Raw genomic sequence first — 24,510 nt, 5'->3', positions numbered from 1 at the left:
TATTAGTCTTCTTTAGGCAGATTATTTTGATCTTCCTCTTCCCATGGTCCTCTCATCCCTGGGGCTGCAGGAGCTTGCATATACATATTAGGCATTTGCATGTGCGGCGGATAGGTTGGAGGCATCATGTGTGGCTGCCCAAAAGGAGACACAGCTTCTGGCATCATATTTGGTGCGGCATATGGCGATACGGCTTCTGGCATCATATTCGGTGCGGCATATGGCGATACAGCTTCTGGCATCATATTTGGTGCAGCATATGGCGATACTGCCTGCGGCATCATATTCGGTGTCGCATATGGCGATACAGCCTCTGGCATCATATTCGGTGTCGCATATGGCAATACTGCCTGCGGCATCATATTCGGTGTCGCATATGGCGATACAGCCTGCGGCATCATATTCGGTGTCGCATATGGCGATACAGCCTCTGGCATCATATTCGGTGTGGCATATGGCGATACAGCCTGCGGCATCATATTTGGTTGCGCGTATGGCAATACAGCCTGCGGCATCATATTCGGTGCGGCATATGGCGATACAGCCTGCGGCATCATATTCGGTTGCGCCCAAGGTGCCATAGCTGAAGATAACGAGCTAGATTCACCTACAGGTAAACCTTTCGCCCCTTCTGCCACTGGACTTAACGGCGCATTGGGTTGATGATAAGGTGCGATGGGTGCATTCGGTTCTGCATATGGCATTCCATGGCCATACGGCATAGTAGGAGCCATCATAGGACTTACTCCGTATGGTGAAACCATAGCATTCTCATGACATGGAGGACAAGGAGAATGCATCATAGGCATAGTTGGCTGTGGCATCATATTTGGCATGGGCATCATACTCGGTTGCATGGCATAAGGCATAGCTGTTGGATACGGAGTTGGCGCCATCTCTGGGGATGGTAGTGGTTGCTGTGGCGGCAGATCATAAGCAGGCATAACAGGTGCCTGAGGCATAGGTGTCATATCAGGCATCGGCTGAACTTGCTCACTAAGTACTGGCGGTGTTGGCGGTTGAAGCTCCATCCGGTCAGAAACTGGAAGTGCCTCCTTGGATTTAAGCGGAACACTAGCTGTAGGAATTTTCACCTTGTTACCTGCGACAATTTTTTCTACATCCTTAATGTGGCCATTGGCCTCTTTCAACTGGTCTGTACTGACGTTATATTTCTTAGCGATTTTCTCTAATGTTTCTCCTCTTTTAACGATGTGAATTTTCAACGCTAAGACCCTCCTCTTTCCAAAAGTCAATACATCATATGCGTAAGATAGGCAGATTGCTCATAAAAATCCAGAAAAAAAGAAAAAGAGACCCAAATGGTCTCTTCTCATCATGTGTATCCTATGCTTTTTGTGTAGCTTCTTCGTTAAAAACCTGATAACCGTCCACTTCAACTACACGGCGGAATTTCTCTAATAAGGTATTAGTTACTGGACCTGGACGTCCATCCCCAATCGTACGCCCGTCAACTTCATAAACAGCAATAACTTCAGCAGCTGTTCCGGTTAAGAAGACTTCGTCAGCAATGTAGACATCATGTCTAGTAAACGGTTCTTCTTTTACGGTATAGCCAGCTTCAAGTGCTAGGTCAATAATGGCATTACGTGTAATACCTTCTAATGCACCAAGATAGCTAGGTGGCGTATAGATTACATTCTTTCGAATGATAAAAATGTTATCGCCTGAACCTTCACATACGTAACCCTGAGCATTAAGCATAAGGGCTTCACTTACACCTGCTTGGTTGGCTTCGATCTTCACTAGAACGTTATTTAAATAGTTTAAGGACTTAATCTTAGGATTTAGCGCATCAGGAACGTTACGACGGGTCGCAACGGTAATAATACGAATTCCAGTCTCATAGTGTTCCTTAGGGAATAAGGCTAGCTTCTCCACAATAATAATAATGCTTGGTTTTGGACATTTACGAGGGTCTAGTCCCAAGTCGCCATATCCACGAGAAACAACCAGGCGAATATACGCATCCTTCATTCCATTTCTGCGGATGGTTTCGGCCATAGCCTCTGTCATTTCTTCTTTGGTCATTCCGATCTCTAGCATAATGGACTTAGCAGACTCGTACAAACGATCAATGTGCTCTTCGCACTTGAAGATATTTCCGTTATATACACGAATCCCTTCAAATATTCCATCTCCGTATAAGAAACCATGATCAAACACAGAGATCACAGCATCCTCTTTTCTTACATATTCGCCATTTAAATAGATCCAACGCTCCAAATCGAGCACCTCCACATTTGGGTCAAAAAATTTTGCAACAAATGAAAAGCATGTATAAATAGTCAGAAGAAAACCCTCTTGAAGAGGAATTCTCAAATTAGAGGCTTCCCCGCACCAACGAGAATAACCTTTAATTTTCTGAATTTATGATAATTGTAGAATTACCTCATAAGAAAGTCAACAACTTTATGAATTAACCTTTATTTGCTTCATAAAGCATGGATAAGACCCCATCTTTCGGATTTGACAACCTAAAGCTTCAAGCTCTGCAAACGCACCAGGAAGCAAGATTTCGTCCATTTTCTGCTCAATATCAATAATAAAATGATAATTTCCTAGACCAGTCTTCGTCGGACGAGATTCAATTCTTGATAAATTAATTTTCCGCCATGCAAAAGCAGCTAACACCTGATATAGGGCACCAGGAAAGTCTGATGGCAGGGTGACCAAAATCGTGGTCTTCTCCTTTTCACTTTCTTTAAACTGAACAGCAGAGGAGCTCACGACCAAGAACCGAGTATAGTTATTGTCGTGGTCTTGTATTGATTCATGCAGAAACACGACAGGATAAATTTCCTTTGAAAGTCTATTTCCGATAGCCGCCCAGGGTTCACTCGGATGTTCTGCCACCCATTTCACGGCGTCTGCAGTACTCTTCATATATTCAACTTCCACATCAGGAAGATGCTTACGTAAAAATAACCGAGATTGAGCTACAGCCTGAGGGTGCGAAAATACCTTTTTTACATTTTTAAGCTCCGTACCGGGTGCTGCCATTAAATGCTGGGAAATCGGATAAGCTAATTCTCCACGGATGGGGACATCCATATGATGAATCAACCAGTCCATGGTAAGATTGACCGTCCCCTCGATAGAGTTCTCGATAGGAACGACGGCAAACTGGGTTTTTCCTTGATCAAGTGCATCCAATACATCAGGTATCGTCGCGAATGGAACAAAGGATACATCCTGTCCTTCAAAAAAGAAGCGTGCGGCTTCTTCTGTAAATGTGCCGTATGGGCCTAAAAAAGCAATCTTTCTCTCCATCTTTTTAAAGCACCTCGATTGTTTTAAGAATAAATCTACCTGCTTTAAAAGGGAGTGTCAATATCTTCAGAAATTTGTACTCCAGCAGCATCAGGTATCAAACTCAATGTTCTTGAGGTTATTCCGTGCTGAGATAAGGTATCTCGAAAGAAATTTTCAAGTTCTGCTGTCTCTCCTTGTACCAAAGAGATCACAGTAGGTCCCGCGCCGCTTAATGCAGTACCTAGTGCTCCATAGTTCTCCGCTTGTTCAAGCATGGTGTTCATCCCAGGCACCAGACCCATGCGATATGGTTGATGCAGACGGTCTTTCATAGCATAAACAAGCATCTCATACTTGCCAGTGGCGAGAGCTGCAGCTAGCAGACTAGCGTGACTTAAACTATGAACGGCATCCTTGCGGCTGTATGTGTCTGGAAGAACCCCTCGTGCTTTCTCTGTTGACAGCATAAAATCGGGAATCACGGCCAACGCTCTCAGATCAGGTTGTGGGTCCACTTTAATATAAGGAACTCTTCCTTCTTCCATGACCGCGATGACAATTCCTCCAAACAAGGAGGCCCCTACATTATCGGGGTGGCCTTCCAATTCCGTTGCGATAAGGAAGATGTCCTCTTCTGTAAAAGGGTTACCAGCTAAATAATTAGCCGCAACCAATCCTCCTATGATAGCTGCCGCACTGCTTCCTAATCCTCGAGTCAATGGAATGTCGCTCTTCATCTCAATTTTCAGAGGCGGCATTTCCATTTGAGCTTTTTGAAATATTAATTCGGCCATTTTATAAACTAGATTTGACGTATCCGTCGGGAGGCCTTCTAGCTCCACTCCATGCAGAATGACTTGTGGCTCATCTACTACACTCATCCTAATGGTGGTGTAGAGTTGGAAGGCCATCCCAATGGTATCAAACCCTGGACCTAGATTTGCCGTACTTGCAGGTACCTTTACTTGCACTTTCCATCTCATGCCTGTATCACTTCCATTACGGACTCAATGGAACTTTCTACCACCTTAGGTTCTACACCTACTGTTTTCAGCGCAATGTTAGGATCCTTCAAACCATTCCCAGTTAAAACGCAAACCACCTGTTTCCCTTTCTCTAATTTACCGATTTGCTTCATCTTGATAATTCCTGCAAGGGACGCACAAGATGCTGGTTCTGCGAAGATTCCTTCTGTTTGAGCCAATTTGCGATAAGCAGCTAGAATTTCATCATCTGTTACGGAATCTACATGACCGTCCGATTCACTTAAAGCCTTCACGGCTAAGTCACGACTGGCTGGGTTACCAATACGAATGGCTGTAGCCACCGTCTCAGGGTTTTCAATGGCCATTCCCTTGACTAAGGAAGCAGCCCCTTCTGCCTGGAAGCCAAACATGCGTGGAAGCTGGTCAATGACACCTTCTTTTGCATACTCATTAAACCCTTTCCAATAAGCAGAGATATTTCCAGCATTTCCAACAGGAATAGCGAGAATATCAGGAGCCTTGCCGAGTACATCACATATCTCGAATGCGGCTGTCTTCTGTCCCTCCAAGCGATATGGATTTACAGAGTTTACAAGGGTAATAGGCTGTGTTTCGGTAATATCTCTTACAATCTGTAATGCCTGATCAAAGTTTCCTTCAATCGCAATAATTTGAGCTCCATAGGCAGCGGCTTGGGCCAGCTTTCCTAGGGCGATATTGTTATTCGGTATAAGCACGATACACTTCAGGTTCGCGCGTGCAGCGTAAGCCGCCGCCGCAGCAGAAGTATTTCCCGTAGAAGCACACATGATCGTTGTACTTCCTTCTTCCACAGCTTTGGCCACTGCCATTACCATTCCACGATCTTTAAAAGAGCCTGTAGGATTTACACCTTCAAATTTAAAGTGAATTTCTACCCCTAATTCTTCAGACAATTTAGGAGCATAGATTAACGGCGTTTCGCCTTCATGTAACGTTAATCTTGGAGTCTTATCTGTAACTGGCAGGTATTTTGCATATTTCTCTATAATTCCTGGCATTAGTTCTCTTCCCTTCCCTCTACGCGATAATAGCTTTTTACTTCTAATACAGATTCTACCGTACGGAAGCCTTCTAGTAAAAGGTCCATATTCTTCTTAGATGCTAAGTGAGTAATCATAATAATTTCAGCTTCTGCCTTCCCTGGGCGAGGCTGCTGAATGACTTGTTCGATACTGATATCATGGTTGGCTAACAAGGTGGTAATTTCCGATAACACTCCTCGTTTATCCGATACGATTAGACGAATGAAAAACTTCGATTCAATTTGCTCCGGCGTCTTTAAGATCTTTTCTTTATAAGGCGCAACCATACCACGGCCATTCACACCAAGCTTCATATTCTTTACCACCGTAACTAAGTCCGAGGTGACAGCTGTTGCTGTTGGGAGTTCTCCAGCACCAGGTCCATAAAACATGGTTTCTCCCACCGCTTCCCCATATACGTATACAGCATTAAACACTCCATTAACAGAGGCTAAAGGATGGGACTGATGAATCATGGTCGGCTGAACACTGACTTCAATGCATTCCTCATCTCGCTTCGCAATTCCTAAGAGTTTAATCTGATAACCAAGCTTTTTACCATAGGCGATGTCTTCTGCTGTCACATTTGAAATTCCTCTTACATCGACATCCTCTAAGCTATATTCTGTTCTGAAGCCTAACGTACTTAAAATAGCCATCTTCCTAGCGGCATCTAGTCCTTCAACATCTGAAGTTGGATCGGTTTCAGCATAGCCTAATTCTTGGGCTTCTTTTAACACGTCTTCATAGGCCGCCCCATCTTGACTCATCTTCGTCAGAATATAGTTAGTTGTACCATTGACGATACCCATCATCTTTAATATTCGATCAGATGAGAAACCTTCAACCAACGCACGCAAGATTGGAATCCCTCCTGCCACGCTCGCTTCATAAAAAACATCACAGCCCTTCTCCGCAGCCTTATCAAGAATTTCCGCTCCATGGAGTGCCATAAGATCCTTATTCGCTGTTACAACATGCTTGCCATGCTCCAATGCTTCTAAGATATAATCCTTAGTTGGGTGAATGCCCCCCATCACTTCAATCACAATATCAATGTCTGGGTTACGAAGAACCTCATAGGGATCAACTGTCATTTGGTCCGCATGAATTGAAATACTGCGTTCTTTCGCAGGGTTTTTGACTAGGATTTTTCCAACTTGAATTTCAACTCCGGTTTGTTTTAGAAGGTCGAATTTATGTCCTTCAAGAATTCTTACGACCCCAGTTCCTACCGTTCCAAGTCCCATTAGCCCCACTTTAACTACTTGATTTTTCATTGAGGTACCTCCTAAATTTTTTATCTTTTACCCTCGTCCTACTATGGTCGCCTTCCTTACTCCATCTAATTGCTGGAGTTCTTCAACGAAGTCAGTTGTGGAAAGATTCAATACTGATGTATCAATCGACATCGCTAGATTGGCAATCCCTTGCAAAGGGATCGTTTGATTAATGGTTAGCACGTTTCCTCCCTTTCCCGCAACAAAAGATAATACGCGAGACAACACACCGGAGCGGTGCTCTAGCTGTAGAGAGATCGTAATGATCATTTCCCGCATCATGGCATTAAAAGGAAAAATACCGTCCTTATATTTATAGTAAGCACTTCGGCTTAGTCCAACCTTCTCCACGGCCTCATGCACCGTTTCCGCAACTCCTGACTCTAGTAATTGCTTGGCTTCTACCGTCTTAAGAATGGCTTCAGGAAGGATCTCTTCACGGACTAAATAATACTTCTCCTCGCGCTTTGTCATTCTCGTCCTCCGATAAAAAACATTTGTTTTCGTATAGTGGACATTATAGAGGAACAACCATCCTTTGACAAGAAAAAAATAAAAGTCTTGCTGTGAACAGCAAGACCTCATAACCGTATTATTCCACAAATTCAAACTCAAAATCCCCAATTTTTACCGTGTCTCCGTTTTCAGCTCCCTTATCACGCAAAGCCTTATCCACACCCATGAGACGCATCGTACGAGCGAAACGTTGAATCGAATCATGAGAATTGAGGTTCGTCATCTTCATGAGTCGTTCAATATATTCGCCTTCAACTACATAGATTTCATTTTCTCTTCGCACGAAGAACTTTTCAGGGTCCTTCTCTGCTTTATAGACCACACGTTCTTCGGCCGTTTCTTCGAGTTCTTCTACGATCGGAGTAACCGGAATTGTGTCTAGCAAGTCCGCTATCGCGTAGATCAGTTCTTTAATTCCTTGCTTCGTGGCAGCAGAGATCGGATAAATCTTAACCTCATCACCGACCTTCTCGCGGAATAGCTTCAAATTCTCTTCCGCTTCCGGCAAGTCCATTTTATTCGCAGCTATGATTTGTGGTCGTAATTCAAGCTTTTGATTATAGAGCTTCAGCTCTTCATTAATCTGAAGATAATCCTCATACGGATCCCGTCCTTCAATTCCTGCCATATCCACTACATGTAAAATGACTCGAGTTCTTTCTACATGTCGCAGGAATTGGTGCCCAAGACCAACCCCAGAATGAGCGCCCTGAATTAAGCCCGGTAAATCGGCCATGACAAAGCTTCTTCCTTCTCCTGCATCTACAACCCCCAAGTTCGGTGTTAAGGTTGTAAAATGATACTCGGCGATCTTCGGTTTAGCCGCTGACACCATGGAGATGAGGGTTGATTTTCCTACGCTTGGATAACCCACTAGCCCCACATCCGCTAGAACCTTCAGCTCTAAACGAACATAACGCTCTTGGCCTGGTTCTCCGTTCTCTGCGATGGAAGGAGCTGGATTCACAGGGGTGGCAAAACGCATATTCCCTTTTCCTCCACGTCCTCCTTTTGCAATCACGGTGGACTGCCCATGATAGACAAGATCTACGATCAGCTCTCCCGTATCATCGTCATACACCGAGGTTCCGGGCGGAACCTTGACAATCATATCCTCCGCCCCAGCTCCGTGCTGAGCCTTAGTTCGCCCGTTTTCTCCTTTAGGTGCCTTAAAGTGACGCTGATACTTGAAGTCAACCAATGTTCTTAACCCTTCATCTACGACGAAGACCACATTGGCCCCTCTTCCTCCGTCACCACCAGCAGGACCACCCATATCTACATACTTCTCTCGACGGAAAGCGACCATGCCATTACCGCCGTCTCCGCCCTTCACATATATCTTCGCTGCATCTACAAACATGCTATTCCTTCACCTCTTGGTTTACAGGAAAGTAAAATTCCATGATGGATTCTTGATCATTATGTAAGCCTTCCACAAAGAAGCCCTCGCCATCCCCTAAACGACTAGCAAGGGAACGGAGAGCCTCGATACATTCTTGTTCTCTTAAGTTACCCTCATATTCCACTGCAAGAAATATGGATTCTTCTAACTCCTGAAGCTCAATAACTAATGTATTGGGAAGACCATTGTTGGTTATAGAGTGCTCTCGATAGGTATCAATAATTCCCTTGACTAGATCAAAAAATCTCTTATTCTCATCTTGCCCAAGCTGGCCTAAATTAATGAGCTCTGGCACCAATACTTCGAGCTTCATTTCTTTATATATTGCATTATAGGTAAGTAAATAAGCAACTAGTGCCTGGTGCTCAAGCGCTGCAATGCGGCTTTCGTTGTTGGTTTGGTCTGTTACTTTTTTTATGTATTCCTCACATACGTCATATCGTTGCAACTTCATATATCCTAGAATGACTTGAAAATGATTTAGCCAATCATGTCTCTGTAAGCGAAGACTATCTAAGAACCGCTGTTGCACTTGCAAAATTTCGGACTCCACATCTCGAAGATCTGCTTCTCCACTTCTCCCTTTATACTCTTGAGCCAACTCAAAACACCCCCATCCCAAATCAAACGTATGAAACAATGTAGTTAACTACCACATGCTTCCAACTCGTAATGATTTAAGTATACTAGAAAACTTGGCTGACGCCAATGAGCCGCTTCATAGTACAATAGAAAAACCCGACTAGGTGTCGGGTTTTTCTATAAAGGGTTATTATGCTTCTTGAGCTACTGGCTCAATAACCACTTGCTTGCGGTCACGTCCTAAACGCTTGAAACGAACTACTCCGTCAGACAAAGCAAACAAAGTATCATCTCCGCCGATTCCAACGTTTAGTCCAGGGTAGATCTTCGTTCCACGCTGACGAACAAGAATGTTACCAGCCTTAACGAATTGACCGTCTCCACGTTTCACACCAAGGCGCTTCGCGATACTGTCGCGACCGTTCTTAGTAGAACCTACCCCTTTCTTAGAAGCGAAAAATTGAAGATTCATCTTTAACATTACATCCACCTCCTGGTTGGTAATTGATCATATACTTTAACAAACTTTCCGTACTCTATGGCAACCGACTGAAGCGAGGCTACCATGCCGTCGAGGAGTAATTGTACTTTCTCTTGTACCCCAGGTTGTTGAACCGGCAAAGTACAGCGGAGAAACCCATTCTCTCCTTGCTCGACAGGAAGCTTCACCCCAAGGAGCATATCAACAGCATTAATTGCACCAAAGGATATCCCTGATACTGCAGCACAAACAATATCTTGTCCGGGATCTGCATAACCGGCATGTCCATCAATGGTAATCAGCTCAATGTCCCCTGATGTTCGTCGTTTGACATGCACTTTAATCATAAACTTAAGCGTTGATGCTTTCGATTACAACTTTAGTGTATGGCTGACGATGACCTTGCTTCTTGTGGTAGTTTTTCTTCGCTTTGTATTTGAAGACGATAATCTTCTGTCCGCGTCCGTGTCTGTCAACTTTACCAGTTACAGTTGCACCAGCTACTGTTGGACTTCCAGCAACAACACTTCCATCCTTGCTAACCAACAATACGCGATCAAAAGTTACAGTTTCACCTTCAGTTTGAGGAAGCTTCTCGATATAAAGCTCAGCTCCTTGCTCAACTTTATATTGCTTACCACCAGTTTCGATAATTGCGTACATTTGCTGCACCTCCCTATAATTATTAAGACTCGCCATCCCAGGTGCCAAACGGCTTATAAAAAACCTGTTCTGAGCGGTTGCAGCATGATGACTAGTGTCAAACATGATATCAACAAAAAACAGATTAACATAATTCAAGAATCAGTGTCAAGGTAAATCCTTTCCATCAAGCATCGCAACTTTTCTCCTTACTTCTTGCTGACTACCCACAAACAAGTGATGATGTTGCTCATGCATGTTCTCATTTCGGTGCACATGAATTTCTAGCCCTGTTTCTCTTTGGATCCGATCTCGTTCTTCCCCTCGTTCGCCTTCAAACTTATCGGCTAGACAGGGATGCACTTCTATGAGTATGGACTCTACGTGAGTGGATCTAGCATACTCTTTTATTTCTCTTTCGATGCGAGAGCTCACCGTATCTAGAGAGAGGATCTTTCCTTTCCCTTCACAATACGGACAGGGTCTTGTCATAACATCAGACAAGTTTTGCCGCACTTTCTTGCGCGTCATCTCAAGTAGACCAAGTTGAGTAAACCCAAGCAAGTGAGATTTTGTCCGGTCACGCTTCAGATGTTCTTGGAGAGCATGCCATACATGATCACGATGTTCGGATTTACGCATATCGATGAAATCGATAAGGATGATGCCTCCAATATCTCTAAGTCTCAACTGTCTAGCGATTTCCTTCGTCGCTTCCAAATTGGTCTTATATACGGTTTCCTCTAATTGATGGGTTCCTGTAAATTTACCTGTATTGACATCAATAGAGGTAAAGGCCTCGGTTTGATCGATAATTATATATCCGCCACTTTTTAACCAAACCTTTCTTTTTAGAGCTTTCTCAATTTCTGCTTCTACTTCAAATGAATCAAAGATGCCTGTCCTATCTGTATACAGTTTAAGCTTTGGTTTAAGTGTTGGTATAAAATACCCCAAGTCCTCAAGCAGCTTATGGTACTCAGGTTGACTGTCAATAATAAGCTCGTCCACATCTTCCGAAAAGACATCCCTTGTGATGCGTGAAACTAAATCAAGATCCTTATGTACGACCCGCATAGGCTTACTCTCTTTTGCCGAAGCTATGGTCTTTCGCCATAGCCCACGCAGAAACTCAAGATCAGCTATAAGCTCTTCTTCGCTGGCTCCTTCTGCAACGGTTCTTACAATTACGCCTTCTTGTTCCTTGCATTGCTCCTTTAACAGGAGACGAAGCCTTTCCCGTTCTCCATCTTGAGAGATTTTCCGAGAAAGGCCGATATAAGGATCTGATGGCATAAACACCAAGTATCGCCCAGGAAAACTAAGCTGTGTTGTCACTCTAGCTCCTTTTGTACCTAGAGGTTCTTTCACTACTTGCACTAAAATCTCTTGCCCTTGTGTCAGCACTTCTCGAATACTTGGCTTCGGACGATCATCCTTGTCCTTCCATTCCGAAGGCAAGCAGTCGTCTACATAAATGAATGCGTTTTTTTCTAATCCGATATCAATAAAAGCAGCCTGCATGCCAGGCAATACATTGGCTACTTTCCCCTTATAAATATGACCTACAATTCTTTGTTCCTCCGGTCTCTCGACAAACAATTCGATAAGCTTGCGATTTTCCATAACCGCCACTCTCGTTTCCCAATAGGCACAATTCACGATAATCTGTTTCAACTTATGATCTCCTCTTCAAAAAAAACAAATGGTATTTAATTCTATTTTAGCCAATTGAGATCAATTCAGAAATGGTTCGGCCTGGTTTTTTTTCAAAAAAGGCGCGAATAATGGCATCTTCTGAAATAGAAGCGACGATATTCTGCCTAGTATCCAGTACTTGGAAGCAGTGGTAGGAGCCTTTTTTAATCCTTTTTACCACTTCACCGATTCTTTCATTTGCCTTCAAACAGTACGTATCCATTTTCGAATGACTTGGTAACTTCCTATTTTCCTGTTCCTTCTTGAGAAGGAAACGAATAAATTGGTACTGGGCTTGTTTGTAGGCTAAGCGATTCTCTAATATTAAATAGAAACTAATCAAGACTAGATTCCATTGAAACGGTAAAAAGAAGGAAGCAACGATGAGGCAGCAAGCCGCAAAACTGGACCATATAATACTAACATACATCGTTTTATAGAAAGGGAATACCTTACTTAAAAGTGCCTGTAAAATCTTCCCCCCGTCCAACGGCCATATGGGCAGCAGATTAAACCCCGCGATCCAGACATTCCCAAAGACAAAAAACTCAGTCCACTCTTCTCCCCAGATTCCATAAAGATAGAAAACATAGCCTACAGGAATCATGACCAAATTGACAAAAGGCCCCGCTAGCGCCACAAGCACTTCATCCCTGACTCTGGTTGTTCCCCATTCATCCACTTTCGCTACTCCACCAAAAGGAAGCAGTTCCATGCTCTGTACTCTCCAGCCCACCGCTAAGGCTGCGAAAACATGACCTAATTCATGCATCATAACCAAAGTGAAGAGGGTAATTAATTCAAAGAATTGCCCAGTTAAAGCAGCGGCTATGGCAACGAGCCAGAATAAAGGATGGATGGCTATTCGAATCCCGCCAACTGTCCAACTAGTCAAATGTAATCACACTCACGGGGTCCATAAACTGTTCGTTCATCTGCATGGAGAAATAGACAGTTTGCCCCTCTTTCGTCTTTCCTATCACTTGACCGGGCTGTACCCAGTCCTGCTCTTTGACTTGGATCTCATCTACACTGCTGTACGAAGATAGAAGCTGGTTCTCATGCCGAACAATAACGGTTTGTCCTAATCCTTCTTTTGTTCCAACAAAGATCACCCAACCTTGATCTACAGCTTTAATCTCACTTCCACCTGGCGCTTCAATCTGAATGCCTTTACCATCCAAATAGAAAGGAGCAGCGACCTTGCCACTAACGGGTACGACATACTTCTTTGGTGCCCTGACTTGGTTCCACACCGGCTGTGGACTTCCTTGCATGGGTGTATCTATAGTGGGTAAGATCGACGGAGTCCCCACATATTTCTCCAACAGAGCCATTGTTCCTTGGAAATTGTATTCCCTTGTCATCACTTGATCAACAAAACCTTTAGCAGGTGTTGTAAAAGGAGAGTCGATTTTATATATAAGAAAAGTAAAGCTTAAGAGGAATAATGACAGGATGGCCTTCATCATGAACCTTGAGCTGATGGGTTCTACAGGCTCTTCTTTCGTCCCCCAGTCGTCTTCTTGATCCCAGGAGTACTCTCTGCGAGTAGCCATATAACTTGAAGAAGAGTATCGTTTAGGGGACTCCACTTCTATAGCTTCGTCTAGAAATCCCCCCTCACTCCCCCTCCTCATTTGTTCTCTTAGCTCCCGCAATCTTTCTTCTCTTCTCCGCTTAATGGAATCTAGACTCATGTAACCAAACCACCCTTCCGAGTACTTGTCCTTTAATCACTTTATGAAAAAGAGAGACAAGATAGAACACGAAAAAGAGGCGTCCTCGAAGGGCACCCCTCAAAGACGCTTTCAGGATTAGTCGAACATCAGCTTCTTCCTACGCATTCCTACATTTAACACTAAACCAATAATCATAAAGTTGGTCACTAAGGAGCTTCCTCCGTAACTAATGAAGGGTAGTGTAATCCCCGTGATCGGCATTAATTGAATCGTCATCCCTATGTTTTCAAAAATTTGAAATACAAACATCCCAATTACCCCTGATACCAGGTAGGATCCAAAAGGGTCCTTAGCGTCCAGTGCAATACGTACCATTCGGTAAATCAGTAAAAAGAACAGGAAAATCAGCAGACTTCCACCTATGAACCCTAGCTCTTCAGCGATAACCGTAAAGATAAAATCACTCTCTCCTACGGGTACCCAGCCAAACTTAGCTTGAGTTCCCGCATTAATACCTTTTCCTAGAAGCTGTCCAGACCCTATAGCAATGAGAGATTGCTTAAGCTGAAACCCTTGCCCAACGGGATCTAACTCCGGATTAAGCCAGTAGACGATCCGATTCCATTGATATGGTTTTATCAACTTAAAGAAAATCTCTTGCTTAAATTGATAAAGGTAGGTCAAGAAACCAAAAAAGCTTCCTGCAAGGGCGCCAAAAAGGAAAAAGTGTCTTCCCTTTACTCCTCCAACGATCATCATGCTAATTAAAATACCAGAAAAAACGACTGCATTCCCGAGATCTGGCTGAATAAGAATCAGTAGCATGGGAACGCCTATAATAGCAAAGATGGGAATCAACTCATAGACCTTACTAAAGGGATCTTCTTGTTCTGCTCGTTTGGCTAAATACTTAGCAAGAGTCATGATCGTGATAATCTTCATTAGCTCCGCTGGTTGAAAAGAAAACAGCCCTAGGTTATACCAACTCGTAGCATTGTTAATTGGCGGCGTGAACAACACACCTACGAGCAAAACGAGACCAATAAAATAAAAAATATAGCTTAAGTTGCCAATCATGTTGTAATCAAACAAAAGAATGGCGGACATAAAGACAAACCCAATCATATACCAAACCACTTGCTTGCCTTCTAAACTCAAATGAGGGGAAGCGCCTGAGATCCCCAAGTAACTAAAGATACCAAAACCAATAAGGATTAGGATAATGACCCAATCGATTGTCTTAAAGTATTTTGCTTCAAATTCCATTCCTCTTGCCCTCCATTAGGTTATTATAACCTCAGGCATAGACCAAATAAAAGCAGGAACTATATGTAAGTTCCTGCTACCTCATACCAAATAATTTCCTAACTTTTTTCATGAAACCGCCTTGTTCTTCCTCTAAACTAAGGAGTGGAACTTGTTCTCCAAGAATACGGCGAGCAATATTCCGGTAAGCTAAACCTGCTTTCGCTTCATGATTCATGACAATCGGTTCCCCCTCTTTAGAGGCCTTAATCACACGCTCATCATCCGGAACAATACCTAGAATCTCAATTCCCAGCTGTTGAATCACATCATCAACGTCCAGCATATCTCCCTGCTTCATCATGCCATATCGAATACGATTAATAATCAGCTTTGGAGAACCTGTCTTTTCTTTCTCAAGCAAGCCAATCACTCGGTCAGCATCACGAACAGCTGTCGGCTCGGGTATCGTCACCACAACGGCCTTGTCAGCTCCAGCCACTGCATTCTTAAAGCCTTGTTCAATCCCAGCAGGACAGTCAATGATGACATAATCGAAGTCCATCTTCAGCTCTTTAATGAGGTTCTCCATCTGTTCTGGTGTAACGGCTGACTTGTCCTTGGTCTGTTTAGCCGGCAACAAAAAGAGATGATCGAATCTCTTATCTTTAATCAAGGCTTGCTGTAATCTGCATTGTCCATCTAGCACATCAACTAGATCGTAAATGATTCGATTCTCTAATCCCATCATAACATCAAGGTTGCGAAGACCGATATCCGCATCGACCAAGCACACCTTTTTTCCGTTGGTTGCTAGGGCCGTACCGATATTAGCAGATGTAGTGGTTTTCCCTACGCCGCCCTTCCCCGATGTGACTACAATCGCTTCTCCCATACAAATCCCCCCTGAAGATGCTCTATCTATTACTCCAATAATCCAATCTCACTTTATGCAGTTGGTTTAACTTATCAATGGACATCTGACCGTCCTCGAGATAAGCAAACTCCATTTCATTGCTCCCGTCCATCCATTCATCTGGCGGTCGGCTAATGACATCGGCAATCCTTAGTTGTGTAGGGCGCAGCAACGATGCTGCGATAATCGCAGTTTCATCACCATTGCAACCTGCATGAGCCAAGCCTCGTAGTGCACCCATCACGAATATGCTACCTGTACAATAGACTCCACCGCCCGGATTAATGTCTCCTAACAGCAATAAGTCACCTGTATGTCTTAACTCCTGACCGGAGCGTATTGTTCGAGTTTCCACTCGGGTCATGGAAGAGAGTTTATCCTTGAGTGCTTGTTCCCTTGTTACTAATAAGGAGTCGATGCTTCTAATCCTTAAGTTGCTCTTCTCCTTAATGATTTCCCGCAACTCCTGGGTCTGTTCTTCCGTTAGATACCGGTTGCCAAGCTTGATTGTGATTTCAATTGGGGGACCAGCTAGGGTTTGCTGATGGTTGCTTTCCACTTTTTCTTTTAATTGAGCGAATAGTTCCTGCAAGGAACAAGTATCGTCCAATAAAAAAACTAATCCGTCTTTTGTTCCTTTTATGGTTACGATATTCTTTGTCAGTGTCATGCTCTTATTCCCCCCACCATATAGCATTCGCTGGTCGAGGCCATTTTTCCTGCTTCCCCCTGTTCTTTTAGCTTACTTAAAGATCGACTTCATCCTGTCTGCTATCGACCATCTTTTCTAACCAATGGTTCAGTGGACGATAAGCAAGGATGGCGAAGCCTGCATTCAATAAAGCCGTGGGCACATAGTCAAGCCAATGGTACGGGTAACCCGTAAGTCCAAATAACTCAAACAAGAGGAACACCGCGCTTTCATGCATAAACACGCCAAGTAAGACCGTAATCATGATCAAGAGAACATTCAACTGAAAATACTGATAAGCCAGGGCAGACAAATAAGGAATCAATGCCATTGTAAAGGCGTAAACGCCAATAACATCACAATATTGAATATCAAAGAACAAGCCGAATAAAAGACCAAATAAAAAGGCCCTTCGTCTTCCCAGATACAGAGAAACAAAGATTAGTACAACGAGAAGAAACCGGGGGAGAACTGCCACTTCTCGCCCATAAGCTTGCAAATGAAACACCTGAAAGACCGTTCCCTCTAAAACAAATAAGCCAAGTAGACCCGCAAATAATATCCCCCACCTCATCCTTGGTTCCCTTCCTCAGAACCATTCGTATCGGTGGTTGGAGTGGAAGGAGCGCTTGAACCCGGTAGCCCCGGCAAGGCCGGCACAGGAATTTCAGTCGGTGCGATGAGTGAGCGTTCGACAACAAATACTTTCTCTAATTGATTCAGGTTTGCACTGGGCCTAATATAAGCATCCTTAGTAAGAAATTGTTCATCTGTACGAACGGATACAATTTCCCCTAAGACTAGCCCTTTCGGTATTGTTCCGCCAAGCCCCGACGTAATCACCATCTGTTTAGGCTCAATCACAGATTGCATGGGGATCTTCCTCATAATCAACAGATTATTCTTAGGGTCATAACCTTCCACGACACCATAAATTCGCTCATCCCCTTGTATAATGGCACCAATATGATTTCCACGCTCAATATCTGTCACCAATTCCACTTGGGATGAGAAATGAGAGACGCTTTGAATTCTTCCAATATAGCCTTCAGGTGTAATAACAGCCATGTTTGGACTTATACCGTCCTTCGTTCCCTTATCAATAATTAAAGTATGATTCCAACGATCTGGGCTTCGAGCCACAACTTCAGCTATCCTCAATTTATAATCTGATAATTTGGATTGTTCAGCCTCCAACATTTTTCTTAATTGTTCGTTCTCTAGCTTCAACTCATTGAGATCTGCCGTAATTTGGGCAAATTGCTTAAGGTTTTGTTTTAAAGCTTTGTTTTCCTCATAAACAACATAAACATCTTTAATACTCTCAAAAAAGCCCGCTACAGCAAAAGCGGGCTTATAGACAATGGATTGAACAAACGCAAGGGAATCTCGGACAAATCGTTCTGGCCAGGTCGGAACCGGTCTGTCCTTTAAGGTAATTCCCATTGTCGTTACAAGTACAATTAGGCTAATCAATAACAACAGTAGTCTTCGCTTCACAAAAAAGTTAGACACGTATTAACACCTGCTTTTCTATCTTCCCCTTTTGGATCGGGCGGTAATGCCAGACTTTGATTTGAAGAGATGAAGGTTTTCTAATGCTCGACCCGTCCCGATGGCCACACAGTCCAGTGCATTCTCAGCTACCAAGACTGGCATTCCCGTTTCATCACTCAACAACTTGTCAAGATTGCGTAGAAGTGCCCCGCCTCCCGTAAGCACAATTCCACGATCCATAATATCAGCCGCTAATTCAGGTGGACTCTTTTCCAAAGTGACCTTTACTGCTTCGATAATACTCGTTACGGTTTCTTGTAGAGCATCCGTGATCTCATGGGAAGAAACTTCAATGGTCTTCGGTAATCCCGTAATTAAATCTCTTCCACGTATGTCCATCTTTTCATTAGCATCCGATGGTATAGCGGATCCAATCTCCATTTTTAACGTTTCTGAAGTTCTTTCCCCAATCATCAAGTTGTACTTTTTCTTAATATACTGAATGATGGCCTCGTCCATTTCATCCCCAGCTACACGGATAGAGCGACTTGTTACAATCCCCCCCAAAGAGATGATCGCGACTTCCGTAGTTCCACCACCAATATCCACTACCATACTCCCGGTTGGTTCCCAAACTGGGAGATCAGCTCCAATTGCAGCAGCAAACGGCTCTTCAATGGTATAAGCTTCCCTAGCCCCAGCCTGCTTCGTTGCATCCTCTACTGCTCGCTTCTCAACTGCCGTTATACCTGAAGGAACACAAACCATAACATTAGGCCGACGGGAAAGAATTCCTCGACTCTTCTGCGCTTGTCGGATGAAATAACGAAGCATGGTTGCTGTTGTTTCAAAGTCGGCAATAACCCCATCCTTCATCGGCCGAACAGCTACGATGTTACCCGGGGTACGCCCAATCATACTTTTTGCTGCGTTTCCAACCGCTTCAATCGTTCCCGTATCTGTACGGATAGCGACCACCGAGGGTTCCCGCGCCATAATACCTTTCCCTTTTACATAAACGAGCGTATTGGCCGTACCAAGATCGATACCCATATCCCGAGAAAAACCACCAAACATGCTACTTATCTCCTTCCATATCTCCTGCATCTATTAGGGGTTACATTAAATTACAATTATGTAAGTCCTGTTTGAATACTGACATTTTATTATAGATCTTTTGCTTAAACAATTCAAATGAGGCCTTTCTCCTTCAAGCTAATATATCGACCATCCCCAATGATAACATGATCTAATACATCAATGCCCATAATTTCACCTGCTGCCATCAGACGCTTAGTAACCTCAATATCTTCTCTGCTTGGAGTAGGATCGCCACTCGGATGATTATGTAGACAAATAAGGGAAGCACTACTCTTACGTACAGCTTCCTTGAAAACTTCACGAGGGTGTACAATCGATGAATTTAAACTTCCGATAAAAACAGTCGTCTGAGCAATAACCTGATTCTTCGTATTTAAAAAGAGGCAAACAAAATGTTCCTGAGTTAAATAGCGTAGTTCCTCCATCATAAGCTTGGCCACATCTTCCGGTGAGCGAATAGTCCAGCGTTCTTCTGGCGTGGTCTTCGCTACCCTCCTGCCTAACTCGATACCCGCCAGTAACTGGACAGCTTTAGCCGTTCCAATTCCTTTCACTTCAACGAGCTCTTCCAAAGAGGTATCTAAAAACTGACGCAAGCCCCCAACGTGGCTTAATACACGCTGAGCTAGGTTGATTACGGATTCCCCTGCTGTTCCTGTTCTCAACAAGATTGCAATGAGTTCAGCATTGGACAAGGCATCAATTCCTTTGCTCATCATCCTTTCCCTCGGAAGCTCGACCAACGGAAATCCTGACAGCCACTTTTCCCCCATGAAACATTCCCCTCACCTTCAATGTATTACAGGTTTCTCATTATATGTATGTCTCTATGGAGTAAGTATGGAAAAGCCAAATTCCTCTAGGTAACTCGCCATCATCTGTACAGGAAGACCAACAACAGAGAAATAGTCCCCAACGATACCTTCGACAAAAATAGATCCAAGACCCTGAATAGCATAGGCGCCGGCCTTGTCCATGGGTTCCTTAGTAGCAATATAACGAAGAATCTCGTCCTTGGAGACCGGTCTCATCCTTACTTTCGTTTCTACATGCCCAACCCTGCGATTCCCATTGTTCGCATCAATAAGGGCCAAACCACTATATACTGAATGAGTCGTCCCCTGAAGTGCTGATAACATGGAAAATGCATCCTCTTCATTGTTAGGCTTTCCCAACACCTTGTCTCCTAACACGACAATAGTATCCGAACCTATGACAATTCCAGATTCGTAAAGAGAAGCTACATCTGCCGCTTTCCGCTCTGCTAACAATTCGACAATCTTCGCCGGTTTAAGTCCGTCTTCTACAGATTCATCTGCACCGCTTGGATGAATAGTAAATTCCAGCCCTAAGTTCCGCAGCATCTCTTGGCGGCGAGGAGATGATGATGCCAGAATGATCGCTGGTTTATTTGCCTGTTCCACGAATTGTCCCTCCCGTCTTTTTGTCTATTTGATTTTCTTATATAACCAATAACTGGCGATCAAACCTAAAATTGCACTTAGATTTAGTTTAACCTGAACGAGAAAATCGTACCTAATGATGACAAAATCCCCTTTCGGATGCCAAGTAATTTCCTCGGCTATTCCCAAGAAAGGAATATATTGTCCCAATATCTTGCCCAGGATACTGCCAAAAATAAGCCCTGCCATCAGAACAATGATAAACGCAATGGTATCTTTCATTTCCTTCTCCTCTGTCCAAATGTCACCATCAGTTTAGCAGAACCCCCTAGGATGAACAAGGTGTTCTTCAAGCTGAAAAGAGGAAAAAAATAGTTGTCCCAACCTGATGTTCGTAGTCTAACAAAAAAAGGATCCTTGGCAGGTCTTACACCTGAAAGAATCCTTTTCTTATTTATTTAAATGAAGAGAAAAAGGCTTGCTTGCTGGAAAACGCATCTAAGAGGGCTTGTTCTGCTTGCCATAGATATCCTTCTGTGGGCTGCTTTTGATATCGCTCCATTGCCGATACACCTTTTGAGATGTCGTTTAGCATGCGATTCCCAATTGATTGATTTTCTTGGGGGAGCTTGCTAATCAATTCACGTCCTCCGGCTAGAACATTCCGATGAGCATCCGTGACCTGCTTCATACTCTCACTTTCCAGCTTCCCGGAAGTCATCCCTTCAGCAATAGCCTGTCCAAGCGCTTGAACCATCGCTTGCTCGCGCTCGAACCATTGATCCCATTCTTCTTGAGTCGTTGTTGCATTCTTTTTGAGTGGCACCGAAACGGTTTGCGTCTCTTCAACCCACTCCTTTATATACACATCCATTTCCTTGTATGGAGCTGCTAAAGCTAAGGCATCATCGCGCTCCGCTGCGAGTCCTAGGAGAAGATAGAGTGGCTTTTCTCCCATGAAACTGCTCGGCCAGCCCTTTGCTTTGATATTATCGAGGATCGGGCCTGCACTTCCTTGATCCTGGAACACTCCCCCTTGAACAACATAATAGGTATTGGATGGCAATGTAATAGATACGGTTGTGCTAGCCTCGGCCTCTCCACTACCTCCCTCAGCAACAGAATCATCAACCTCTTCTGTCGGAACTGGAGTTGGAATAACGGGTGCCTCTTGCATCTTCGGCATCGCCCCTGATGGAGCGGTTGGGCTATCAAGAAGTCCTGACTTAAAAAATCCGAGTACAACGAAACCAAAAATGAGCCCAAGCACAACGGCACCAATAACAGAAGCGGCTACTCCTAATACATTCTTGGTTTGATGCTCTCTGGAATTCCTTGTGCGAGATTTATAACTCCTTCTGTTCGTTGAAATGCTCGACCCTATATCATCAGGCAGATACCAATCAGAACCAAACGGCTTCTTCTCTTTATTATCGGATGAATCCTCGGTGGCACCCCATTCTCTTGAGCTGGATAGCATGGGTTCGAGTTCCTTCGAAGCCTCCTCTTCTCTTTCTGTTTCCGAGGCAGGTTGTGGTTTAGATTCTTGAGATTCATGAAGCTCCAGAGGTTCTCGTTCCTCCTTTAGCGGAAGTATAGGATCCATCACTTCTCTTGATGCTTGTCCTTCCTTAGGCTGGTTTAACTTAATCGTAATTCTTCCCCGGTTCTTTTCCATCCCGTATCTCTCCTTCGGATAGCTTATATACTATATGTATATGGCGATGAGAGATTAATAGAACTAGTAGGGAGAAAAAGTAAGTGCTAATAACCTAGAATAAAGAAAAGGTAAGCCTGTATGAGTTCAACACCCCAGAAATAAGCAATTAATGTACCCAATGCCAGGAATGGACCGAAGGGAATAGGATCTTTACGTTTTACTTTCTTTGTAACTAATAAAATAAATCCTACTATTCCTCCAATAAGGGAAGCAATAAAGAAGGATAGCAACGTTAATTTCCAACCAATCGCCATCCCTACAACAGCCATTAATTTAATATCTCCTCCCCCCATCCCGCCACGGCTAACTAAGGCAATCAAGAGAAGGAGCCCTCCCCCTGCAAGAATTCCTAGCAGGTAGTCTGTATAGGGAAGAGGCGCATAGTAGAAGTGTAGGAGACTAAAGTAGAGGAAGAAAAAGAGATTCACTTTATTAGGAATGATTTGGTAGAGTAAATCACTAATGGTTATCGTACATAACAAAGCAACTAAAGGTAAGGCGACGTATAACTCCTTACTTAGACCCGTTTGAAAATAAGTAAAAAGCAAAAGCGATGTAGTTAAAATCTCACCTAAAGGATAAATGATGGAAATAGGGGATTTACAATAACGACACTTACCCTTCAACAAAACATAGCTTGCAATAGGAATAAGATCGAGCGGTCTGAGCCTGTGACTACATTTCACACAATGTGAAGGCGGAAAGGAAATAGATTCCCCTTTTGGTATTCTAATAGCTACAACATTAAGAAAGGAAGAGAGAATAAGAAAGAAAGAAATGATAAATAAAGATAAGGTTACTTCCATAGATACTTAGCCTCACATATAGGTATTCAATTCAGGTTCATTATACCTGATAATGAGTATAAGAAAAAGAGCCCTCATATACGGAAACCCTACATGAAGACTCTTTTATCGATAGTCGGTAGTATCCTACTCCCTCTCCAACGTCTCCGCCAATCGGTCGGCTACCTTCCAGATATCGCCCGCTCCCATGGTAATCACAAGATCTCCAGGCTTCACTGCCTGCATGAGATATTCAAAGACATCATCTTTGGTTGGCATATAGACAACGTGCTCATTCGAGTTCTGCTTAATCAAATCAACTAACGTTTGCGCGGTCACTTCCATCTTCGTATCATTCGCTGGGGAATAGATATCAGCAATGACGACTTGATCTGCCTCGGCGAACGCTCGACTGAAGGCATCCAATAAAAAGAAGGTTCTTGTATAGCGCTGCGGTTGGAATACAGCCAGAATGCGACGGTTCGTAGATTTAGCTGCTTGAATGGTCGCTTCAATTTCCGTTGGATGGTGAGCATAATCATCCACAACGAGAACGTCCTTGGCCTCGCCAATCACTTGGAAACGACGCTTCGCTCCACGGAAAGCCTTGATCGCTTCCGCTATCGTCGGGAAGGCAATTCCCGCTTGCAAGCATACAATAATGGTGGCTAGGGCATTTAATACATTATGTCGACCTGGAACCGATAGTTTCACCTGACCTAAAAGCTCTTCCCTTTTGTTTACAGAAAAAGAAACCGTACGGTCGCCATAAATAATATCTGTAGCCGTATAGTCTGCCTGACTTTCCAATCCGTAAGTAATATAATGGCACGACACTTCAGGCAGCATCTCACGAATATATTCATCATCAAGGCAGACGATAGCCGTACCTTCTTCTTTTACATTCGCTAAGAATTTACGGTAAGCCTTCTTTAGATTTTCAAAATCACCCTCATAATTCTCCAAGTGGTCAGGTTCGATGTTGGTTACAACGGCAATCTCAGGGTGGTATTGAAGAAACGAACCGTCGCTTTCATCTGCTTCGGCTACGACGTAGGGCCCCTTCCCCGCTCTAGCATTGCTGCCGATGTCGACAATCTCTCCACCGATAATATAGGTAGGATCAACCCCCGCTTTTTCCATGACGAGAGAGATCATAGAGGAGGTTGTGGTCTTGCCATGAGCTCCAGATACCGCGATCCCGGAACGTTCATTCAGGATTCGAGCCAACATTTCTGATCGATGAATGAGTGGAATCTTTTGTGTTTCCGCTTCAATAAGTTCTACATTATCCTTCGGGATGTCTGTAGAATAAACCACAACATGTGCTCCACTTACATTTTTTGCCTCATGTCCAATGAAAACTTGTGCGCCACGAGAGACTAGTTTATCTGTTAATTCTTTCCTTGCCATGTCAGAGCCACTGACCTTATATCCCATATCAACTAGTACTCTGGCAATAGCGCTCATTCCATAACCGCCTATACCAATGAAATGAACGTGCTCGGTTTTTGTTGACATCTTCTTCACCAGCCTTTTC

27 protein-coding genes and 1 other annotated feature are annotated in these 24,510 nt (G+C 43.7%); all 27 genes read right to left on the bottom strand.

Annotated features, from left to right (window positions below):
• Positions 1 to 2: 2 nt before the first annotated feature.
• The 27 genes from EIZ39_RS00545 to murC all read right to left on the bottom strand — a co-directional run bounded on the left by EIZ39_RS00545 (position 3) and on the right by murC (position 24,491).
• Positions 3 to 1,226, bottom strand: coding sequence for a LysM peptidoglycan-binding domain-containing protein (locus EIZ39_RS00545; RefSeq protein WP_164984827.1), 1,224 nt, complete (start codon positions 1,224 to 1,226; stop codon positions 3 to 5).
• 121 nt (positions 1,227 to 1,347) lie between these two features.
• Positions 1,348 to 2,247: a branched-chain-amino-acid transaminase gene (gene ilvE / locus EIZ39_RS00540; RefSeq protein WP_129196350.1), complete on the bottom strand. Its 900-nt coding sequence runs from the start codon at positions 2,245 to 2,247 to the stop codon at positions 1,348 to 1,350.
• A gap of 186 nt (positions 2,248 to 2,433) precedes the next feature.
• Complete coding sequence (gene pheA / locus EIZ39_RS00535) at positions 2,434 to 3,294, bottom strand: prephenate dehydratase (protein WP_129196348.1); 861 nt, start codon at positions 3,292 to 3,294, stop codon at positions 2,434 to 2,436.
• A gap of 44 nt (positions 3,295 to 3,338) precedes the next feature.
• Positions 3,339 to 4,259, bottom strand: coding sequence for a homoserine kinase (gene thrB / locus EIZ39_RS00530; protein ID WP_129196346.1), 921 nt, complete (start codon positions 4,257 to 4,259; stop codon positions 3,339 to 3,341).
• Positions 4,256 to 5,302 (bottom strand): threonine synthase, encoded by a 1,047-nt coding sequence (thrC, locus tag EIZ39_RS00525; RefSeq protein ID WP_129196344.1) that lies wholly within the window; start codon positions 5,300 to 5,302, stop codon positions 4,256 to 4,258. Before thrC ends, thrB begins: the two co-directional genes overlap by 4 nt.
• Positions 5,302 to 6,606, bottom strand: a complete 1,305-nt coding sequence (locus tag EIZ39_RS00520; RefSeq protein ID WP_129196342.1) for a homoserine dehydrogenase — start codon at positions 6,604 to 6,606, stop codon at positions 5,302 to 5,304. The genes thrC and EIZ39_RS00520 overlap by 1 nt, the downstream gene beginning before the upstream one ends.
• 27 nt (positions 6,607 to 6,633) lie before the next feature.
• On the bottom strand, positions 6,634 to 7,080 hold the full coding sequence (locus EIZ39_RS00515; protein WP_129196340.1) for an ACT domain-containing protein: 447 nt from the start codon (positions 7,078 to 7,080) through the stop codon (positions 6,634 to 6,636).
• A gap of 118 nt (positions 7,081 to 7,198) precedes the next feature.
• Entirely contained in the window at positions 7,199 to 8,485 is a 1,287-nt protein-coding gene (obgE, locus tag EIZ39_RS00510) for a GTPase ObgE (protein ID WP_129196338.1), read from the bottom strand.
• 1 nt (position 8,486) lies between these two features.
• Entirely contained in the window at positions 8,487 to 9,128 is a 642-nt protein-coding gene (locus EIZ39_RS00505) for a Spo0B domain-containing protein (RefSeq protein ID WP_164984826.1), read from the bottom strand.
• A 171-nt stretch (positions 9,129 to 9,299) separates the two neighbouring features.
• Complete coding sequence (rpmA, locus tag EIZ39_RS00500; protein WP_129196334.1) at positions 9,300 to 9,590, bottom strand: 50S ribosomal protein L27; 291 nt, start codon at positions 9,588 to 9,590, stop codon at positions 9,300 to 9,302.
• Positions 9,590 to 9,937 carry a ribosomal-processing cysteine protease Prp gene (locus EIZ39_RS00495; protein ID WP_129196332.1) on the bottom strand — a complete coding sequence of 116 codons (348 nt, stop codon included), beginning with the start codon at positions 9,935 to 9,937 and terminating at the stop codon, positions 9,590 to 9,592. The genes rpmA and EIZ39_RS00495 overlap by 1 nt, the downstream gene beginning before the upstream one ends.
• A gap of 4 nt (positions 9,938 to 9,941) precedes the next feature.
• Positions 9,942 to 10,253 (bottom strand): 50S ribosomal protein L21, encoded by a 312-nt coding sequence (gene rplU / locus EIZ39_RS00490; RefSeq protein ID WP_129196330.1) that lies wholly within the window; start codon positions 10,251 to 10,253, stop codon positions 9,942 to 9,944.
• 15 nt (positions 10,254 to 10,268) lie between these two features.
• Positions 10,269 to 10,342 (bottom strand) — a sequence feature (ribosomal protein L21 leader region).
• 58 nt (positions 10,343 to 10,400) lie between these two features.
• Positions 10,401 to 11,909, bottom strand: a complete 1,509-nt coding sequence (locus EIZ39_RS00485; protein ID WP_129196328.1) for an Rne/Rng family ribonuclease — start codon at positions 11,907 to 11,909, stop codon at positions 10,401 to 10,403.
• Between the two features lie 46 nt (positions 11,910 to 11,955).
• Positions 11,956 to 12,825: a M50 family metallopeptidase gene (locus EIZ39_RS00480; protein WP_129196326.1), complete on the bottom strand. Its 870-nt coding sequence runs from the start codon at positions 12,823 to 12,825 to the stop codon at positions 11,956 to 11,958.
• Complete coding sequence (locus EIZ39_RS00475) at positions 12,818 to 13,630, bottom strand: M23 family metallopeptidase (RefSeq protein WP_129196324.1); 813 nt, start codon at positions 13,628 to 13,630, stop codon at positions 12,818 to 12,820. Before EIZ39_RS00475 ends, EIZ39_RS00480 begins: the two co-directional genes overlap by 8 nt.
• 117 nt (positions 13,631 to 13,747) lie before the next feature.
• On the bottom strand, positions 13,748 to 14,878 hold the full coding sequence (gene rodA / locus EIZ39_RS00470) for a rod shape-determining protein RodA (protein ID WP_129196322.1): 1,131 nt from the start codon (positions 14,876 to 14,878) through the stop codon (positions 13,748 to 13,750).
• Between the two features lie 76 nt (positions 14,879 to 14,954).
• Complete coding sequence (minD, locus tag EIZ39_RS00465) at positions 14,955 to 15,752, bottom strand: septum site-determining protein MinD (RefSeq protein WP_129196320.1); 798 nt, start codon at positions 15,750 to 15,752, stop codon at positions 14,955 to 14,957.
• 22 nt (positions 15,753 to 15,774) lie between these two features.
• Entirely contained in the window at positions 15,775 to 16,443 is a 669-nt protein-coding gene (gene minC / locus EIZ39_RS00460; RefSeq protein WP_129196318.1) for a septum site-determining protein MinC, read from the bottom strand.
• Positions 16,444 to 16,519: 76 nt separating this feature from the next.
• On the bottom strand, positions 16,520 to 17,038 hold the full coding sequence (gene mreD, locus EIZ39_RS00455; protein WP_129196316.1) for a rod shape-determining protein MreD: 519 nt from the start codon (positions 17,036 to 17,038) through the stop codon (positions 16,520 to 16,522).
• Positions 17,035 to 17,979, bottom strand: coding sequence for a rod shape-determining protein MreC (gene mreC, locus EIZ39_RS00450; RefSeq protein ID WP_129196314.1), 945 nt, complete (start codon positions 17,977 to 17,979; stop codon positions 17,035 to 17,037). The genes mreD and mreC overlap by 4 nt, the downstream gene beginning before the upstream one ends.
• Before the next feature lie 18 nt (positions 17,980 to 17,997).
• Positions 17,998 to 19,038: a rod shape-determining protein gene (locus EIZ39_RS00445; protein WP_129196312.1), complete on the bottom strand. Its 1,041-nt coding sequence runs from the start codon at positions 19,036 to 19,038 to the stop codon at positions 17,998 to 18,000.
• Between the two features lie 113 nt (positions 19,039 to 19,151).
• Positions 19,152 to 19,835, bottom strand: coding sequence for a RadC family protein (radC, locus tag EIZ39_RS00440; protein ID WP_129196310.1), 684 nt, complete (start codon positions 19,833 to 19,835; stop codon positions 19,152 to 19,154).
• Positions 19,836 to 19,889: 54 nt separating this feature from the next.
• Positions 19,890 to 20,486: a Maf family protein gene (locus tag EIZ39_RS00435; protein WP_129196308.1), complete on the bottom strand. Its 597-nt coding sequence runs from the start codon at positions 20,484 to 20,486 to the stop codon at positions 19,890 to 19,892.
• Positions 20,487 to 20,510: 24 nt separating this feature from the next.
• The gene (locus EIZ39_RS00430; RefSeq protein WP_129196306.1) at positions 20,511 to 20,747 is read right to left on the bottom strand and encodes a DUF4321 domain-containing protein; all 237 of its coding nucleotides are present in this window, start codon (positions 20,745 to 20,747) and stop codon (positions 20,511 to 20,513) included.
• 172 nt (positions 20,748 to 20,919) lie between these two features.
• Positions 20,920 to 22,143 carry a hypothetical protein gene (locus EIZ39_RS00425; RefSeq protein WP_129196304.1) on the bottom strand — a complete coding sequence of 408 codons (1,224 nt, stop codon included), beginning with the start codon at positions 22,141 to 22,143 and terminating at the stop codon, positions 20,920 to 20,922.
• Positions 22,144 to 22,229: 86 nt separating this feature from the next.
• On the bottom strand, positions 22,230 to 22,991 hold the full coding sequence (locus EIZ39_RS00420; protein WP_129196302.1) for a prepilin peptidase: 762 nt from the start codon (positions 22,989 to 22,991) through the stop codon (positions 22,230 to 22,232).
• 126 nt (positions 22,992 to 23,117) lie between these two features.
• On the bottom strand, positions 23,118 to 24,491 hold the full coding sequence (gene murC, locus EIZ39_RS00415; protein ID WP_129196300.1) for a UDP-N-acetylmuramate--L-alanine ligase: 1,374 nt from the start codon (positions 24,489 to 24,491) through the stop codon (positions 23,118 to 23,120).
• Positions 24,492 to 24,510: the final 19 nt, after the last annotated feature.

It is taken from the genome of Ammoniphilus sp. CFH 90114 (assembly GCF_004123195.1).
Lineage (GTDB): Bacteria > Bacillota > Bacilli > Aneurinibacillales > RAOX-1 > YIM-78166.
Note: the sequence above shows the minus strand (reverse complement) of the source record. Positions and strands in the feature narration are given on the sequence as shown.